The sequence below is a fragment of the Halovulum sp. GXIMD14794 genome, from assembly GCF_054457455.1.
On sequence record NZ_JBTLNF010000006.1, the window covers coordinates 102,700 to 119,596 of the forward strand.

A 16,897-nucleotide genomic window follows, 5' to 3' on the forward strand; every position below is an offset into this window, starting at 1 on the left:
GTCTCAGTCCCGCGCCACGAAGCGCGGCGCATCCAGCGCGCGCACCGGCGGCAGCGGGTCGGTCCACTTCTCGGCCCAGACCAGCGTGGTATGGCTGATATTGCCCTGCGCCAGAGCCGAGGTTCCCTTGTCCAGCGTCACCGCGTTCGGGTTGCCGTGAACGCAGATCCGTCCCTGCGTGGTGTCCTGCAAATCCGCCCAGGCGCCGGTCGGCAGCACGACCACGTCGCGCCGCATCGCCTCGTCCAGTCGCAGCCCGGCCAAGCAGCCGCCGCGCTTGTTGTAGAGCAGCACCACGGAGCCCTCTGTCAGGCCGCGCGCAGCGGCCGTTTCGGGATGCATCCGGCACACCTCGCGCCCGTGCAGCTTCGCCGCTGCCGCCTCGTCGCCGTTGTCCAACTGGCTGTGAAGCCGCGTGTCGGGCTGCTGCGAGATCAGGTGCAGAGCGCCGCCGATGGCGTTCACCGTCCATTCGGCGGGCGGCATCCAGGCCGGGTGGCCGTGGCAGTCGTCCAGCCCCATCGCGGCGATGCGCTCGTTGAAGAGCGTCAGCTTGCCGCTTTCGCTGGGCAGAGGGTTGGCCTGCGGATCGGCAACGAAATCGCCGAACAGCACGCGGGTCTCGTCCTCGTCGGGGATCTTGAACCGGCCCTCTTCGCGGAAGGTCTCGAAATCCGGCAGGGCAAAGCCCTCGGACTGCGCAACCGATTGGCAGCCGGCCCAGAGCCAGCGCATCCAGCCGTCGACGTCGCGCCCCTCGGTAAAGGCCTCGCCGACGCCCAGCCGCTCGGCCAGCCCGGCAAAGATCGCGTGATCGTCCCGTGCCTCGCCCATCGGCTCCAGTACCTTGGACATGAAGATCAGCGACGGGTCGCGCCGGTTGACCATGATGTCCTCACGCTCCAGAGCGACGGTCGAGGGCAGCACGATATCGGCCCGGCGTGCGGTCGCGGTCCAGCTGTGATCGTTGACGATCACCGTCTCGGGCCGGGTCCAGGCGCGCTCCAGCTTCAGCAGGTCCTGGTGATGGTGGAACGGGTTGCCGCCGGTCCAGTAGACCAGCTTGATATCGGGATAGGTCCGTTCCTCACCGTTGTACCGATAGGTCCCGCCCGGGTTAAGCAACATGTCCGAGATCCGTGCCACCGGGATGAAATCCCGCACCGGGTTGCGCCCCTGCGAGACCGCGGGCCAGCTGATGAAGCGCTTCGCCCGTCCCGGCGGCGTGGTCGAGCCATAGCCGAACCCGAAGCCCGTGCCCGGCTGCCCGATCTGTCCCAGAACGGCAGCCAGCGCCAGCCCGGCCCAGACCGCCTGCTCGCCATGGTCGGCGCGCTGCATCCCCCAGGTGATCGAGACCATGACCCGTTCGCGGGCCATCTCAGCGGCCAGCGCGCGGATGTCGGCGGCGGGCATGTCGCAGAGCGGCGCGGCCCAGTCCGGGGTCTTGGCGACGCCATCGCCGCCCATGACATAGTCGCGAAACCGCTCCCACCCGCTGGTGCAGCGGTTCAGGAAGGCCTCGTCATGCCAGCCGTTGGCGAACAGCTCGTGCGTCAGCGCCAGCATCAGCGCCACGTCCGAGCCTGGCCGCACCGGCAGCCAGCGCGCGTTCGGCAGGTCCGCAAGATCGCTGCGCAAGGGCGAGACGCAGACCGTCTTCATGCCCCGCGCGGCGGCCTTGCCCATCCAGTCGTCGACCTCGTGCAGGCTGGTGCCGCCCGCCGCGATTTGCGCCGTCCGGCCCGACACGCCGCCGAAGGCCAGGAACAGCGTGCAGTTCTCGGCGATCAGTGGCCAGCTGGTCAGGCCCTCCTCGACCTCCTTGTTCGTGAGGCCGGTGATGTGCGGCAGGATCACCTCTCCGGCCGCGTGCGAATAGGTGTCACGCGCGGCGACGTAACCGCCCGCCAGGTTCAGGAACCGCCGCATCTGCGACTGCGCGTGATGGAAACGCCCGGCGCTCGACCACCCGTAGGAGCCGCCGTAGATCGCACCGTTGCCGTGCGCGTCGATCACCCGGCGCATCTCGCCGGCGGCGATGTCCAGCACCTCGTCCCAGGGCATCTCGACGAAAGCATCATCGTTGCGCGCCGCGCCCCTGTCGCCGTCCAGCCAGCCCTTGCGCACCGCAGGCCGCTGAATCCGCGCCCGCGTGTCGCGCGCCGCCGACAGCCACCCCCTGCCAATCCGCGAGGGCGCAGGATCGTCGGACAGGGGCTCCAGCCGCATGGCCTCGCCCACGCCCGTGACGCTGTAAGCGCCCCAATGCGCCGCGGTCATGCGATTTGCCATCAGCCCAGCCTCCCGACTTTTACATTTGTAAAATACATTGTCATATGATACCTCCGTTTGCAACACGAATGATCCCGATCCAAGGAGGAGTGATGCGACATGCGCAATGAAAGGACCACCGAAGACGTGGCGCTGGGGATTCGCCGGCGCGTGTTCGAGCACTCGATGCGCAACAACGGCGGCTACCTGTCCCAGGCGTGCTCGTCGGCGGAACAGCTGGCATGGCTCTATAACGAAGAGCTGAATCTCGGCGCGCCGACGCTGCCGATGATCCCCAAGCCGTTCGAGGGCGTCCCCTCGCCGTTGAACCCGGACTACCACACCGGCGCCGGCTACAACGGCCCCGCCGCACCCGAGTTCGACCGCCTGTTCATCGCTCCCGCGCACTACGCGCTGGTCGCCTATGCCACGCTGATAGAGGTCGGCCGAATGGCGCCCGAAGGGCTGGAGATGTTCAACAAGGACGGCTCGTCGGTCGAAATGATCGGCGCCGAGCACTCGCCGGGCATGGAGGTGCACAACGGCACCCTCGGGATCGGCCTGTCGACGGGCGCGGGCCTGGCCTATGGCCGCAAGCGCCGCGGCGAGCCCGGCCGCACCTGGGTCTTCATGTCCGACGGCGAGGTGCAGGAAGGCCAGACCTGGGAGGCCGTGCAAGCCGCCGCCTTCCACGGCATCGACAACCTCTTCGCGATCATGGACGTCAACGACCAGCAGTGCGACGGCGCGATGTCGAGCGTGATGGAAGTCGGCGACATCAAGACCAAGTTCCGCAATTTCGGCGCCGCCTGTGTCGAGATCGACGGGCATGACCTGTCGGCGATGCGCGACGCAGTGAAGGAAGACCACGCGGGACGCCCGCTGATCATTCTGGCCCGCACCAGCCCCTATCACACGATGCCGATCCTGAAGGAGCGCTTCCCGCGCCTGCACTACGTCCGCTTCAAGTCCGAGGACGAGCGCGCCCGCATGAACACATCCATCGCCGCCGACCTGGGCGTCGAACCCGTCGACTACAGCCACTGAGAAGGTCAGAACATGGTGGAAATGGTATCGCGCCCCTATGCCAAGGCCTTCGAGGCGTTCGCGGCGGGCAATCCCGACATCCTGTGTCTTTCGGCGGACCTGACCTCGTCCTGCGAGGTCGACGGCTTCCGCGACCGGCACCCGGATCAGTTTCTCAGCCTCGGCATGGCCGAGCAGAACATGATGAGCTTCGCAGGCGGGCTGGGCCTTGCCGGCTATCGTCCGTTCATCCACACGTTCGGCGTCTTCATGTACCGCCGCCCCTATGACCAGCTGATGGCGTCCATCGCCTATCCGCGGCGCAAGGTGCGGCTGATGGGCTTCCTGCCCGGCGTCACCACGCCCGGCGGCATGACTCACCAGTCGATCGAAGACATCTCGGTGATGCGCTCGATCCCGAACATGACGATCCTCGAGACCGGCGACGCGACCGAGGTCGAGTCGATCTGCGAGGCCGCCGACAGCATCGACGGGCCGGTCTGGTGCCGCGTTCTGCGCGGCAGCGTTCCGCGCCTGTTCGATACGCCGATCAAGGTCGGCGAAATGCGCGAACTGGCCTCGGGCGACGACATCCTTGTCGTGACCTCGGGGATCTGCACCGAAGAAGCCATGCGCGCCCGCTCGGCGCTGGCGAGGGCGGGGCTGTCGATCCGCCACCTGCACCTGCACACGATCAAGCCGTTCGACAGCAAGGCGCTGCTGGACCACATCGGCTCGGTCAAGCACGGCGTCATCACGCTGGAGAACCACGTGACCGAAGGCGGCGTCGGCTCTCTGGTAGCCGAGACGATGGCCGATGCCGGTGTCGGCAAACGGCTGATCCGGCTTGGGCTGAAGGACACCTATGCCCACGGCGGCTCGCGCCCGTACCTCATGCGTTACTACGGGCTGGACGCGCTGGCGTTGGTGACGGGCATCGAGGATCTGACCGGCCAGAAATTCGGCATTGCCGAGGACGACCTCGACGCCGCCCGCGTCGAAGACGTGCATTCGCTGGTCAAGGCCGAGGCGCTCTGACCCCTCCCTGTCGGAACGTCTCTACGGCCCGCGGCACCAGCCGCGGGCCGTTCTCGTTTCAGGGCCGCGCCTCGTGCATCCTCAGCTGGTGGTACATCTGGTCGCCCGCGCCCTGGACATGGGCGTTGATGACCTCGATCGCCTTCGCCTCGTCGTTCTGTCGGAACGCCTCGATCAGGGCGGCATGCTCCTTCAGGATGGTCCGGTGCCGCGCCGTCGAGATCGGCAACGGCAGCGCCAGCGCGTTCAGGATCCGCCGCTGAAGCTCCCAGATCTGATAGGCGCGGCGGTTGTAGTGCCGCGCCGCAATGGCCTCATGAAAGGCCTTGTCGAGTGTCGAGAACGCCGCCTTGTCGCTGACCGGCGTCGCCTCGATCTGCGCGTTGATCGCGGCGATCTCGGCGATGTCCTCCTCGGTACAGCTGCGCGCGAACGAGCCGACGAAATAGGGCTCCAGAAGCTGCAGGATCTCGAAGATCTCGAGGATCATGTCGGCGCTAAGCGTCGAAACGGTGGCGCCCTTGTTCGGCGCGATCTCGACTATGCCCTGCCCCTGGAGCAGGCGCAGCGCCTCACGCACGGGGATGATCGAGGTGCCGTAGCGGGCGGCGAGTTCCTGGACCTTCAGCCGCGTGCCGCTGGGGTAGAGGCCCTTGCCGATATCGTCCAGCAGGCGCGTGTAGACGCTGTCCTTGCCGGCTTCCTCGGCATTCCCGTCCCCATTCTGCTCCGCTACGTCCGCCGTCACCCGCACAATCCTCGCCTCGTCTTCGCCGCCCGGGGCGGCTATCTCAGCATATAATATATTATTCCCGACGCAACTGCTTGACGCGTTACCAGATAATATATCATTTTACACGAAAAGGCATATTAGATTCGGCAAGGAGGAATGCCATGAGATTTTCGAAGCGGGCATTTGCGGGCACTGCCTGCGCCGCCGCACTGCTGGCCGGCCCGGCGATGGCGCAGCAGGTCGTGCTCGACGTCACCGCCTGGAAGGGCAACGAGACCGAGCCCGCCGGCCTGCCCGAGCTCATCGAGGCTTTCGAGGCTGCCAACCCCGATATCGACGTCGAGCTGTCCTACATCAGCCGCCTCGATACCGACGTGGTGCTGCCGCCGCGCCTTCAGGGCAACAACGCGCCCGACGTGATGATGACCGACATGCCCCTGGTGAAGATCTGGGGCGACGCGGGCCTGCTGGCGAATCTGGGTACCGGCAGCGAGTGGTACGGCCGCGTGGACGACAGCATCAAACCCGCCATCACCTCAGGCGAGGCCACCTATGTCATGCCGCTGGAGCTGATCGGCATGGGCAATTTCGTCAATATGGGCCTGCTGGCCGAGGCTGGCGTGGATGCGCCCCCGACGACGCTGGACGCGCTGAAGGACGCCTGCGGCAAGCTGGACGCGGCCGGGATCAAGCCGATGATCTTCACCGGCGGGTTCCAGGCGCCGTTGTTCGTAGTCGCCAACGGCCTCGAGGCCAGCGACGTGCCGGCCTCGGCGCTTGGCAGCGGTGACGAGACCTTCGTCGACTCCGCCGCATTCAACGGAACGCTCGACACGATCCGCGACCTGATCGACGCCAAGTGCATCGACCCGCAGGCACAGGCCGGGCTGGACCCGTGGTCGACCGCGCTGGCCGAGTTCAAGTCGGGCGGTTTCGCAATGATGCCGCAGGGCGCGTGGAACATCGCCGACTTCTCGACTGTCGAGGGGCTGGACTACGTGTTCGCACCGATCCCCTCGTGGCAGGAGCCGGGCGTCGCGCTGGACCTGTTCGGCATCGGCTGGTCGGTCAGCAGCCAGACCGAGAACATGGACGCGGCGACCCGCTTCATCGAGTTCTTCGCCCAGCCCGAGAACCTGCAGGTGATGCTCGACGCCGAAAGCGCCTACAGCCCGTTCGAGGACGGCGCCAGCGGCACGCCCGACCTTGCCGCGCCCTATGACGAGGCGCGCGCGAACGGCGGCATCATCATGTACCCGTTCGCGGTGCTCGACTGGCCGAAACCGCTTGAGGCCGAGCTCTGGGACAGCCTGACCGGCTTCCTGCTGGATACCGACCGGTCGAACGAAGACGTGCTGGAGCGGTGGGACGAAGCTGTCGAAGACAGCCTCTAAGGCCACCCCACCGCCCCTTTTGGTCCCCGCCGTTTCCTCCCTCTCCCTCCCGGCGGCGGGGACCGCATCTTCCGACAGGTGAGACCTTGTCCCGAACCAAGTCCATTTTCCTTTTCACGCTTCCCGCGCTGGCGGTGATCGGGGCGTTTTTCGTCTACCCGATCCTGTTGTCGGTGCAGATGAGCTTCACCGATTTCACCGGTGTCGGTCAGGCCGAATGGGTAGGCGGTAAGAACTACGACCGTTTCATCAGCCGCGACCGCTATCTCAACAGCGTCTGGGTGACGGTGAAGTTTACCTTCCTCGTCGTCACGATCCAGACGCTTGCCGGTCTGATCTTCGCGGTGCTGCTGCACCGGATGCCCGAGATCCGCAATTTCTGCCGCTCGGCGCTGTTCACCCCGGCGATGATGTCCTTCGTGATCGTCGGCTATGTCTGGCAGTTCATCTACGCCCCCTATTCGGGCGGGCTGAACGCTGTGCTGACCGCCGTGGGGCTGGAGCATCTGGCACGCGGCTGGCTGGGCGATCCGGCGACGGCGCTCTACGCGGTGGCGTTCACCCATGTCTGGATGTTCACCGGATACACCACCGCGATCTTCCTTGTCGGCTTCGCCAACATCCCCCGCGAGATCGAAGAGGCCGGTCGGTTGGACGGCGCCAGTTCATGGCAGCGCTTCCGCTGGCTGGAATTGCCGTTGCTGGCCCCCAGCTTCACCGTGAACATCATCCTGTCGACCGTTGGCACGCTCAAGACCTTCGAGCTGCCCTTCATCATGACCCGCGGCGGGCCGGACCGGGCCACCAACACGCTCAGCCTGGAGATCGTCAACAACCTCTTCGGCAGCTACAAGTTCGGCTTCGCCAGCGCGCTCTCGGTCATCATGCTGATCATCGTCGTCGTCGTGGCGGTGTCGCAGAACCTCTACCTGCGGCGGCGGGAGGCGAACACATGAGCCGGACCACGCGCAGGCTGACCGGTCTGATCGCCCGCATCGCGGTCGTCGGCGCGGTGCTGGTGATGCTCTCGCCCGTCTTCTACATGATCGCCATGTCCTTCCGCACCGCGGCCGAGATATCGGAGAAGCCGCTGGCGCTGCCGCAGACGCTCTATCTCGGCAACTACGTCAATGCGCTCGAAAGCATGAACTACCTGCGCAGCGTGGTGAACTCGGTCGGCATCACCATCTCGGTGACGCTTCTGGTGGCGCTTCTGGGCTCGATGGCTGCCTATCCGCTGGCGCGGCGCACCAACCGCTTCACCCGGATCGTCGTGATGCTGGTGGCTCTGGGGATGGCCACGCCGCCCTTCGTCACGATCACGCCGATCTACGTCATCTTCCGCAACCTCGGGCTGCTCGACAGCTATCTTGGCATCATCCTGGCGTTCACCGCCCTGAACCTGCCGCTGGCGGTGTTCTTCTACACCAGTTTCATCGGCGCAATCCCGCGCGAACTGGAAGAGGCTGCGCGCCTCGACAATTGCAACGACTGGCAGATCTACTGGTACGTGATCCGCCCGCTGCTGGGGCCGGCCACCGCGACGCTGTCGCTGTTCGTCGCGCTGATGGTCTGGAACGACTTCACCTATCCGCTGCTGCTGCTGACTTCGCCCGAGAAATTCACGGTGATGCGCAGCGTCTACAACTTCCTGGGAAACCTGAACGTGCAACCCGACATGCTCTTCCCGGCAGCCGTGCTGGGCTCGCTGCCGCTGCTGGTCCTGTTCGTCATCTTCCAGCGCCGGATCGTTTCGGGCGTGACGGCGGGGGCGGTGAAATGAACGGGCCGCTGACCGGTAAGACCGTCATCGTTACCGGTGCGGGCGCAGGCATCGGGCTGGGCATCCTGCGGCAGTGCCTGGCCTGGGGCGCGAACGTCACCGGATTCGATATCTGCGCCAGCGCCGGCAAGAAGATCGAGGCCGAGGGCGGCTGTTTCGCGCAGGTCGACGTGGGCGATCCGGACGCACTGCGGGATGCGATTGCACAGGTCGCCGCCCGCAAGGGCGCGCTGCACGGGCTGGTCAGCAACGCCGGGATCACCATCCAGAAGCCCTTCGCCGAGATGACCGTCGAGGAAATGGACCTGCTCTGGCGCGTCAACCAACGCGCGGTGATGGTCGGCGCGCAGGCCGCCGCGCCGCTGGTCCGCCAGTCGGGCGGCGGGGCGATCGTCAACATCGCCTCGAACCACGCGCGGGCCAGCGATCAGGGCTATGAGGCCTATGCCGGGACCAAGGGCGCGATAACCGCAATGACCCGCGCCATGGCCTGGAGCCTCGGGCCGATGGGCATCCGCGTCAACGCGCTCGCCCCTGGCCTGACCATGACCGAGAATGTCGCCAAGGCCGCCGAGGACCCGGTCCGCGCAGCCGAGTTTCGCGACTGGCACGCGACCGGCCGCGTCAACTCGGTCGACGAGGTGGGCCGGCTGGCCGCCTTCCTTTTGTCCGACGCCGCGATCGCCATGACCGGCGCGGAACTCATCGCCGACCAGGGCATGTCCGCCCGGCTGGGCGCGATCTAATCTTTCAGGACCATAGAATGACACGAACCCTGCCCCGCCATCCGATCAGCGCCGTCCGCCCGTTTGCCGTCTGGATCGGACACCGCAACCAGCTGATCGTTAAGATCGAGACGGAAACCGGGCTGTACGGCTGGGGCGAAAGCGGGCTCTCGGGCCGCGAGAAGGCGGTGATCGGCGCGCTGGAGCATTTCGCGCCGCTGCTCCAGGGACGCGACGCGATGGAGATCGGCGGCATCTGGCAGACGCTCTATCGCAGCCAGTATTTCGAGGGCGGGCGGGTGCTGACCGCCGCCATGTCGGCCATCGACATCGCGTTGCACGACATCAAGGGCAAGGCGCTCGGCGTGCCGGTCTACGAGCTTCTGGGCGGCAGGCAGCGCAACACCGTTCCGACCTTCGCCAGCACCCGCGCGACCGAGTTCGACAAGGCGATGGAACAGGCGCGCGAGCTGCACGCCCGCGGCTGGAGCTGCATCCGCCTGTTCCCCGACATGGGTGACGAGCACCATTTCGAGCCGCGGGCCCATATCGCAAAGGCGGCGAAGCTGTGCCGCGAGGTGCGCGCCGAGCTAGGCGAAGAAGTCGTGCTGGGCATCGACTGGCACCATCGCCTTTCCGTCGCCGAGGCCGCTAGCTTCTGCCAGAAGCTGCCCGAAGGCACGCTCGACTTCATCGAGGAGCCGATCCGCGACGAGACTCCCGCCGCCTATGAAGCGCTGCGCAAGCTGACCACGGTCCCCTTCGCCGTGGGCGAGGAGTTCGCCAGCAAGTGGCAGTTCCTGCCCTTCATCGAGCGCGACATCCACCAGTTCAATCGGATCGACCTCTGCAACGTCGGCGGGCTGACCGAGGCGATGAAGGTCGCCGCGATGAGCGAGGCGCATTACGTGGATATGATGCCCCACAATCCGCTCGGTCCGATCTGCACCGCTGCCAGCGTGCATTTTGCCGCCGCCGTGCCGAACTTCGCCTGGCTCGAGGTGCAGGCGCTGAAGGGCTCGCTCTACGGCGAGGCCGAGTCGGAGGACGAACCGTTCACCATCCAGCCGGTGCTGAACGGCACGGTTTACGACCTACCCGACGTGCCCGGCCTCGGGATCGAGGTCGATGAGGACCAGCTGGCCGGGCGCGATTTCCGCTTCTGGCAGGCGCCGCTGCTGCGGCGGGACGATGGATCGCTGACCAACTGGTAACGAAAAAGGCGGCCCCGCGGGGCCGCCAGTGTCTGACGGTCAGGTCAGGGAGATATCTCAGGCCGCGGCCAGCGCCGCGTCGGTCATGCCAAGCCGCTCCAACTGCTCGGTCGGATAGCCCTCGGCATCCATCAGCTTGCGTGCCAGGGTCAGCATCCGCTGCCGCTCAGCCGGGTCGGCGTCCCACAGGTTCGCCTCCTGCCCCGGATCGCTGCGGCGGTCATAGAGAAAGCACTCATAGGTGCGCGGGTCGATGGTGATCGGGGTCTTCCACAGCGGCAGATCCACCGAGGCGTCGAAATACCCCTGTTCGGCCGGCGGCTCCGGCGGCTTGCCGACCCGCCCGTCGACCGGGTTGTCCACGATCAGCGGCCGGAAGATCCCCGTGGCATATGTGTAGAGCGGCTTGCCCTCGACCGGCGCGCGGAACAGCGTCCAGTCGCCATCGGTGACGCACAGGCCCTGCCCGAAGGTGCCGTAGATCAGGCCCTCGTGCGGGCTGCCGCCGGTGCCCAGCACCATCGGCATCAGGCTCTTCGAATGCCTGTTCGCCGCCGGAACCTCGCCGCCCGAGGCTTCGATCAGCGTCGCGAACAGGTCCACTGTCTGCGTCAGACCGCCGACATGCGCACCGTTGCCCGGGTTCTTCGGGTGCCAGATCAGCATCGGGATGTTGGCGTGGCTGTCGTAATGCGGGAACTGCTTGCCGAAGGCCCGCCGCTCGCCCAGGTCGTGGCCGTGATCGGTGGTGAACACGATCATCGTGTCGTCCCACAGATCGTGCTGGTCCATCTTGACCATCAGCCGGCCCAGCCAGGTGTCCATCATCGTGACCTTGCCCATGTACTGGGCGCGCAGGAAATCCAGCTCTTCCGGCGTGGTCTCGTTCATGAACCGCTCGAGGTCCGCATAGACCTGGTAGGGCGGCCAGATGTTGTAGTCGTCCTTCTTGCCGTCGGTGTACATCGAGGCATAGGGCTCGGGCACGTCGAACGGCTCGTGCACGTCGAAACATTCGACATGCAGGAAGAACGGGCCCTTCTGCGCATTCTCGTCCAGCCAGTCGCAGGCGCCCTGCAGGACGCGCGGGGCGAAGTAATCCTCCTCGCCCTTGAAGTCCTTCACGTTGGCGGCGTACTGGCGGATGTGCTCGGCGGCGCGGTACTTGGCGACGTTCTTGACCCATTGCGGGTCTTCCTCGGTCGGATCAGGCACTTTCCAGCCGTCGACCTCGTGGCCCCGGACCATGTGCAGCGACTGGAAGCCCTGCATGTAGCCGTTCGCCTCTTCCTCCCAGTAGTGGTAGTGATCGGTGACCATCGCGGTCATCATGCCGGTCTTGGCGATCTCTTTCGGCAGGCGCGGGTCGAACACTTCCAGCCCGCCCCATGGACGCCAGAGGAACTCCTTGCGGCCGGCCATGATCTCGCGCCGGGCGGGCATACAGGGCAGGCTGCCGACGAAGTGATCGTCATAGACTTGGCAGCGTTGCGCCAGGCGGGTGATGTTCGGCGTGCGGCAGACGGTATCGGGGTTGTAGATCGACAGGCAGTCCTTGTTCAGGCTGTCGACCAGGATCATGATGATGTTCATTTCTGCCTCCGCACCTGTAAGTCGCGCGCCAAGGTAGCGTTTCGGCGCGCGCCTTACAAGTGTAAAGACATCTTATCAAATGTAAGGGTGATAGCGTCTCAGTAGGTCGCTCGTCCGCCCGACATGTCGAAGATCGCCCCGGTGCTGTAGGAACAGTCCTCCGAGCACAGGAAACTGGTCATCGCCGCGATCTCCTCGACCGAGCCCATGCGGCCCATCGGGATCTTCGCCAGCATGAACTCGATCTGCGCCTGGGTGACGTCGGCCAGCATCTCGGTCTCGATCACCGCCGGGCAGATCGCGTTCACCCGGATCCCGGTCTGCGCCAGTTCCTTGCCGAGGCTCTTGGTCAGGGCGATCACCCCCGCCTTGGAAACTGAGTAGGCCGAGGCGTTGGGATTGCCCTCTTTCCCGGCGACCGAGCTGATGTTGCAGATCCGGCCATAACCGCCCTTCTGCATCACCGGCACGATGGCGCGGCAGGTGTGGAAGATGCCGTTGAGGTTGACCTGCTGCACCTGGTTCCAGACGTCCAGCGGGAACTCGACCACCGGCTTGTTGACCCCGGCGATCCCGGCCGAGTTCACCAGCAGGTCGATCCCGCCAAGCGATGCTGCCGCCGCTTCGGTCCCGGCCTCGACACTGGCGTAATCCGACACGTCCACCCGCGCCCAGGTCACGGGACCTTTGTCCTCCAACCGCGCGGTGGCCTGGCGCAGCGCATCCTCGTTGATGTCCCAGAGCGCGACCGACGCGCCCGAGGCCAGGAAGCGCTCGGCCACCGCATAGCCCATGCCGCGCGCCGCGCCGGTGACGACCGCCCGGCGGCCCTTCAGGTCATAGGCGTTCACGGCGTCACCCCGTCCGGCAGTTCCACAACGGTCTGGTGCTGCTCGCCGAGGCCCGCAATCCCCAGCGAGACGGTATCGCCGATCTTCAGATAACGCGGCGGCTTCATCCCGTCGCCGACCCCCGGAGGCGTGCCGGTGCAGATCAGGTCGCCCGGCTCCAGCCGCGCAAACTCGGACATGTAGCTGACGATGGTGGCGACGTCGAAGATCATCTTCGAGGTATTCCCGGTCTGCATCCGCTCGCCGTTCACATCCAGCCACATGTCCAGGTCCTGGACGTCCGCGAACTCGTCCGGCGTCGCCAGCCACGGCCCAGCCGGGCAGAAGTTGGGGAAGCTCTTGCCCTTCACCCACTGCCCCGAGCGCGCCAGCTGCCATGCCCGTTCCGACACGTCGTTGATCAGCACGAAGCCCGCGATGTGGTCCATCGCCTGCTCCTTGGTGATGTTCAGCGTCGGCTTGCCGATGACGATGCCCAGCTCGACCTCCCAATCGAGGCGCGTCATCTTCGACGAGTAGAGAATGTCGTCGTTCGCCCCGCAATAGGTGCCGGTCGACTTGTTGAAGAGGATCGGCTCGTCGGGGATCGGCATCCCGGCCTCGGCGGCATGGTCCGAGTAGTTTAGACCCACGCACCAGATGTTGAAAGGCTGCGCCACCGGCGGCGCGAGGCGCTTGCCCTGGATATCGGCGACCGGAAGGCTGGTCGGATCGGTCGCGCGCAGGCGCTCCATCAGCTCGGGGCTCAGCGTGCGCGGCCCGAAATCACCGACGATGGACGAGGCGTCGCGGGCCACGCCCTCGGCATCCTGGATACAAGGGATCTTGGCGCCGTAGCGGTCGCCGTAACGCATCAGTTTCATGCGGTTTCCTTCCGTTTCGCGCCCCACCAGGTCTGCGCAAGGGGCGTGCCGCCGACAAAGGCGTCGGCCCCCAGCTCGTCCTGGATCCGCAGGCATTCGTTCCATTTCACCATTCGTTCGGAGCGGGTGAACGAGCCGACCTTCAGCTGGCCGCCGCCCAGTCCCGTCGAGAGATGACTGATCGAGACATCCTCGGTCTCGCCCGAGCGCGCCGAGACGATGCTACCGAAACCGAGCTCGCTGGCCGCGCGGAAGGTCTCGACGCTTTCGCTGACGGTCCCGGCCTGGTTCACCTTGATCAACACCGCGTTGCAGGCGCCCTGCGCGGCGGCCTCGCGGACCAGCCTGGCATTGGTCACCAGGTAGTCGTCGCCGATGATCTGTACCCGGTCCCCGAAGCGGCGGGTGAACTCGGCCATGCCCTCGGGATCGTCCTCGCCCAGCGGGTCCTCGATCGAGGCGATGGGATAGGCGTCCAGCCAGCGGCCCAGCATGTCGATCTGGCCCGCGCTGTCCATCTCGCGGTCCTCCAGCGCAAGCCGGTAGCGGCCCTGCTTGCCGAATTCCGACGCGGCGACGTCCAGCGAGATCACCACCCGCTCGCCGGGCTTTTCGCCCGCCTTCTCGATGGCGGCGACCAGGGTCTCCAGCGCCTCCTCGTTGCTGCCGAAGACCGGCCACCAGCCGCCCTCGTCCGCGACTCCGGCGGCGCGGCCCTTCGAGGCCATGATGTCCCCGGCGGCGAAATAGACCTCGGAGGTCACCTCCATCACCTCGTCGAAGCTGGAGGCGCCCGGGACCATTACCATGAAGTCCTGGATATCGACCCGGCGCCCGGCATGGGCGCCGCCGCCGAAGATCTGGATCTCGGGCAGCGGCAGGCTGGGCGTGCAGCCGTAGTGCTGCGCCACATGCCGCCAGAGCGGCAGGCCCGCGTCCGCAGCCGCCGCATGCAGCACCGCCAGCGAGACCGCGACCGTCGCATTGCCGCCCACCGTGTCCTTCAGCGGCGACGGGTCCAGCGCCAGGATCGCCGCATCGACCGCCGCCTGGTCGCCCGCCTCCATCCCGCTCAGCGCCGGGGCGATCACGTCCCGCACCGAGGCCAGCGCCCCCTGCACGTCGCGCCCGCCAAGGCGCGCGCCGCCGTCGCGCCGCTCGATCGCTTCGCGGGTTCCGCGCGACGCCCCGGCCGGCGCGATGGCGCGGCCCAGAACGCCGTTCGCCAGCCGCACGTCGGCCTCGACCGTGGGCCGGCCGCGGCTGTCCCAGACACGGCGGGCGGTGATGGATTGGATCTCGGTCAAGACGGCTCCTCCAGACGGCGGGCAAGGGTTTCGGTGAACTCGGCAAGGCTGCGCGGCGGCGCGGGCAGCAGGGCCAGCGAGACCGTCCGGAGCCGGTCGCGTTCGGCGTCGTCCAGGTACTCGACCGGCGACTTGCCATCGACACGCGCCAGCATCAGCGCGGGCAGCAGGGCGCAGACCCGCGCCTCGAGCGCGGCGACATCCTCCCACGTCACATGAGGACGATAGGCCGCCCACAGCCGCAGGACCGAGGCCAGCAGGTCGTCCCGCGTCCCCGGCAGATGCAGCGCCTTGATCGCAAGGTGGTTCAGGCAGAATGCCAGATCGAAACTCGCGTCCCCCATGGTCGCGCATTCCGCGTCCAGCAGGACCGGCCCGGCATCCCGGAACAGGATGTTCTTGGGGCTGGCGTCGCCGTGAATGAGAACGGTCTCGGCCTTGTAGTGTTCCGCCGCCAGCCGGGTCAGCCGCTCGGCCTGATCGGGATGCGCTTTCGCGGTGTAGAGCAGATACGGCTCCAGCCGGATCGCGTGGAAATCGTCGCGGTTGCGGAACGGCCCTGTGTCGAACCCCGGCGCCACCGAGGCCGCGTGGACCCGCCCCAGCATATCCCCGACCTGCGCCGCCTGCCCGTCGTCGCGCCGCCCCTCCAGCAGCCCGGCCTTCCACAGCCAGACGTCATCGCCCGCGATGAACTCCAGCGCGAACCCGTGCAGGGCTTCGGACCGGCCATAGAGTTCCGGCGCGATCCCCGGCGCGACCTGCGCCGCGACTTGCAGCCATTCATACTCGGCCCTGTTCCGGTGCACCGGCACGCGCCAGTCGGCGGCGACCTTCAGCTTCGGCAGCGCGAACTTCACCGCGACGCTGCGCCCCGGCAGATCGACCCGGGCGATATCGCTGGCGACGCCCCCGGTCAGAGGCTCGACGGCCAGGATCTCGCCCGCCCCGGCCAGTCCGATCTCGGTCAGAAGGTGTTCCGCGCGCTGATGCAGTTCCGTTTGCAAGGTCGCGACTCCGTTGCTATGTTCACGTGAACACGTACAAGTGCCGCGGGATTGCTGTCAAGGGCTAAACCGGGGCATGTTGGCGAACCGGAAACGAGAGGCCGAATGGCGCGCGTCACGATCAAGTCCATCGCGAAGGATCTGGGGATCTCGCACATGACGGTGTCGCGGGCGCTGTCGAACCACCCCAACGTCCTGAAGGAAACCCGGGACGCGGTGCTGAAACGCGCCGAGGAACTGGGCTATGTCCGCAGCTCGGCCGCCGCCGCGATGCGTGGCGACGATACCCGGATCGTCGGCCTTCTGCTGCCCAACATCACCAACGAGTTCTACGCCCGCTACGCCAACGCTCTGGCGCTGGAATGCGACCGCCGCGCGCTGCACCTGATCATCCACCTGACCGACGACGACCTGCGGCGCGAGACCGAGGCGCTGCGCCGCCTGCGCGAAGTGCAGGCCCGCAACGTCGTCATGGTGCCCGCCCCCGGCGCTCCGGAACCGGCGCTGCCGCCGGACATGCGGACGATCCAGCTGATCCGCCGCCGCACCGACGCCGAAGCGGTGCTGGTCGATGACGCCGAGGCCCTGACCCGGGCCGTCGCGCAGCTTGCGAAGACCGGGCACGAACGGATCGGCTATGTCGGCGCCGATCCGGCGCTGTCCTCAGGCCGCGATCGACTGGCCGCCTATCGCGCGGGACTCGCCGCCGCCGGGCTGCAGTCGGATCCGAGGCTGGAGGTCACCGGCCCGCCCACGCTCGACCTTGGTCGCGAAGGCGCAGCGCGACTCTACGGCAGCGGCGCCACCGCGCTGGTCTGCGGCGGTTTCGAGGTTGCCGGAGGCGCGCTGACGGTTTGGCTGGAAAGCGGCGCAGGAACCGGCTTCGTCGGCTATGGCGACGCGGCGTCCTATCCGTGGATCCGCGATGGCGTCGCCTCGGTCTCGATCCCGGTCGAGGCACTGGCCGAACGCACCGCCGCGCTGCTCGCGGGCGAAGACACGCCCGACGGCCCCGACCACGGGTTCCGGGCGGAACTCGTGGTGCGGGGCAGCGCAGGCTAGGATGCAGGCCCCGGCGTGTGACACCGG

At 66.9% G+C, this 16,897-nt stretch carries 15 protein-coding genes; 8 read left to right on the forward strand and 7 right to left on the reverse strand.

The window, feature by feature from the left end:
* Positions 1-3: 3 nt before the first annotated feature.
* Positions 4-2,295 (reverse strand): molybdopterin-dependent oxidoreductase, encoded by a 2,292-nt coding sequence (locus tag ACW9UR_RS15295; RefSeq protein WP_458917914.1) that lies wholly within the window; start codon positions 2,293-2,295, stop codon positions 4-6.
* Between the two features lie 99 nt (positions 2,296-2,394).
* On the opposite strand from ACW9UR_RS15295, the gene ACW9UR_RS15300 reads away from it, so the two are divergent.
* Entirely contained in the window at positions 2,395-3,321 is a 927-nt protein-coding gene (locus tag ACW9UR_RS15300; protein WP_458917915.1) for a transketolase, read from the forward strand.
* A 12-nt stretch (positions 3,322-3,333) separates the two neighbouring features.
* Positions 3,334-4,338, forward strand: coding sequence for a transketolase family protein (locus ACW9UR_RS15305; RefSeq protein ID WP_458917916.1), 1,005 nt, complete (start codon positions 3,334-3,336; stop codon positions 4,336-4,338).
* 58 nt (positions 4,339-4,396) lie between these two features.
* Here the strand turns inward: ACW9UR_RS15305 and ACW9UR_RS15310 are convergent, their stop codons facing one another.
* The gene (locus ACW9UR_RS15310) at positions 4,397-5,086 is read right to left on the reverse strand and encodes a GntR family transcriptional regulator (RefSeq protein WP_458917917.1); all 690 of its coding nucleotides are present in this window, start codon (positions 5,084-5,086) and stop codon (positions 4,397-4,399) included.
* Between the two features lie 146 nt (positions 5,087-5,232).
* Here ACW9UR_RS15310 and ACW9UR_RS15315 point away from each other — a divergent pair, with 146 nt between their 5' ends.
* From ACW9UR_RS15315 to ACW9UR_RS15335, 5 genes are all read left to right on the forward strand, one after another.
* Positions 5,233-6,465: an ABC transporter substrate-binding protein gene (locus tag ACW9UR_RS15315; RefSeq protein WP_458917918.1), complete on the forward strand. Its 1,233-nt coding sequence runs from the start codon at positions 5,233-5,235 to the stop codon at positions 6,463-6,465.
* 86 nt (positions 6,466-6,551) lie between these two features.
* Positions 6,552-7,421, forward strand: coding sequence for a carbohydrate ABC transporter permease (locus tag ACW9UR_RS15320; protein ID WP_458917919.1), 870 nt, complete (start codon positions 6,552-6,554; stop codon positions 7,419-7,421).
* Complete coding sequence (locus tag ACW9UR_RS15325) at positions 7,418-8,248, forward strand: carbohydrate ABC transporter permease (protein ID WP_458917920.1); 831 nt, start codon at positions 7,418-7,420, stop codon at positions 8,246-8,248. The genes ACW9UR_RS15320 and ACW9UR_RS15325 overlap by 4 nt, the downstream gene beginning before the upstream one ends.
* On the forward strand, positions 8,245-8,994 hold the full coding sequence (locus ACW9UR_RS15330) for an SDR family NAD(P)-dependent oxidoreductase (RefSeq protein WP_458917921.1): 750 nt from the start codon (positions 8,245-8,247) through the stop codon (positions 8,992-8,994). Before ACW9UR_RS15325 ends, ACW9UR_RS15330 begins: the two co-directional genes overlap by 4 nt.
* 17 nt (positions 8,995-9,011) lie before the next feature.
* Positions 9,012-10,187, forward strand: a complete 1,176-nt coding sequence (locus ACW9UR_RS15335) for a mandelate racemase/muconate lactonizing enzyme family protein (RefSeq protein ID WP_458917922.1) — start codon at positions 9,012-9,014, stop codon at positions 10,185-10,187.
* A gap of 57 nt (positions 10,188-10,244) precedes the next feature.
* Here the strand turns inward: ACW9UR_RS15335 and ACW9UR_RS15340 are convergent, their stop codons facing one another.
* From ACW9UR_RS15340 to ACW9UR_RS15360, 5 genes are all read right to left on the reverse strand, one after another.
* Positions 10,245-11,780 (reverse strand): sulfatase, encoded by a 1,536-nt coding sequence (locus ACW9UR_RS15340; RefSeq protein ID WP_458917923.1) that lies wholly within the window; start codon positions 11,778-11,780, stop codon positions 10,245-10,247.
* A 98-nt stretch (positions 11,781-11,878) separates the two neighbouring features.
* Positions 11,879-12,631 (reverse strand): SDR family NAD(P)-dependent oxidoreductase, encoded by a 753-nt coding sequence (locus ACW9UR_RS15345; RefSeq protein WP_458917924.1) that lies wholly within the window; start codon positions 12,629-12,631, stop codon positions 11,879-11,881.
* Complete coding sequence (locus ACW9UR_RS15350) at positions 12,628-13,494, reverse strand: fumarylacetoacetate hydrolase family protein (protein ID WP_458917925.1); 867 nt, start codon at positions 13,492-13,494, stop codon at positions 12,628-12,630. The genes ACW9UR_RS15345 and ACW9UR_RS15350 overlap by 4 nt, the downstream gene beginning before the upstream one ends.
* A complete protein-coding gene (eno, locus tag ACW9UR_RS15355) occupies positions 13,491-14,801 on the reverse strand; it encodes a phosphopyruvate hydratase (RefSeq protein WP_458917926.1) in 1,311 nt (436 codons plus the stop codon). The genes ACW9UR_RS15350 and eno overlap by 4 nt, the downstream gene beginning before the upstream one ends.
* Positions 14,798-15,808 carry a phosphotransferase gene (locus ACW9UR_RS15360; RefSeq protein ID WP_458917927.1) on the reverse strand — a complete coding sequence of 337 codons (1,011 nt, stop codon included), beginning with the start codon at positions 15,806-15,808 and terminating at the stop codon, positions 14,798-14,800. The genes eno and ACW9UR_RS15360 overlap by 4 nt, the downstream gene beginning before the upstream one ends.
* Positions 15,809-15,913: 105 nt before the next feature.
* Between ACW9UR_RS15360 and ACW9UR_RS15365 the strand changes: the two genes are divergently transcribed.
* On the forward strand, positions 15,914-16,870 hold the full coding sequence (locus ACW9UR_RS15365) for a LacI family DNA-binding transcriptional regulator (RefSeq protein WP_458917928.1): 957 nt from the start codon (positions 15,914-15,916) through the stop codon (positions 16,868-16,870).
* Positions 16,871-16,897 lie beyond the last annotated feature (27 nt).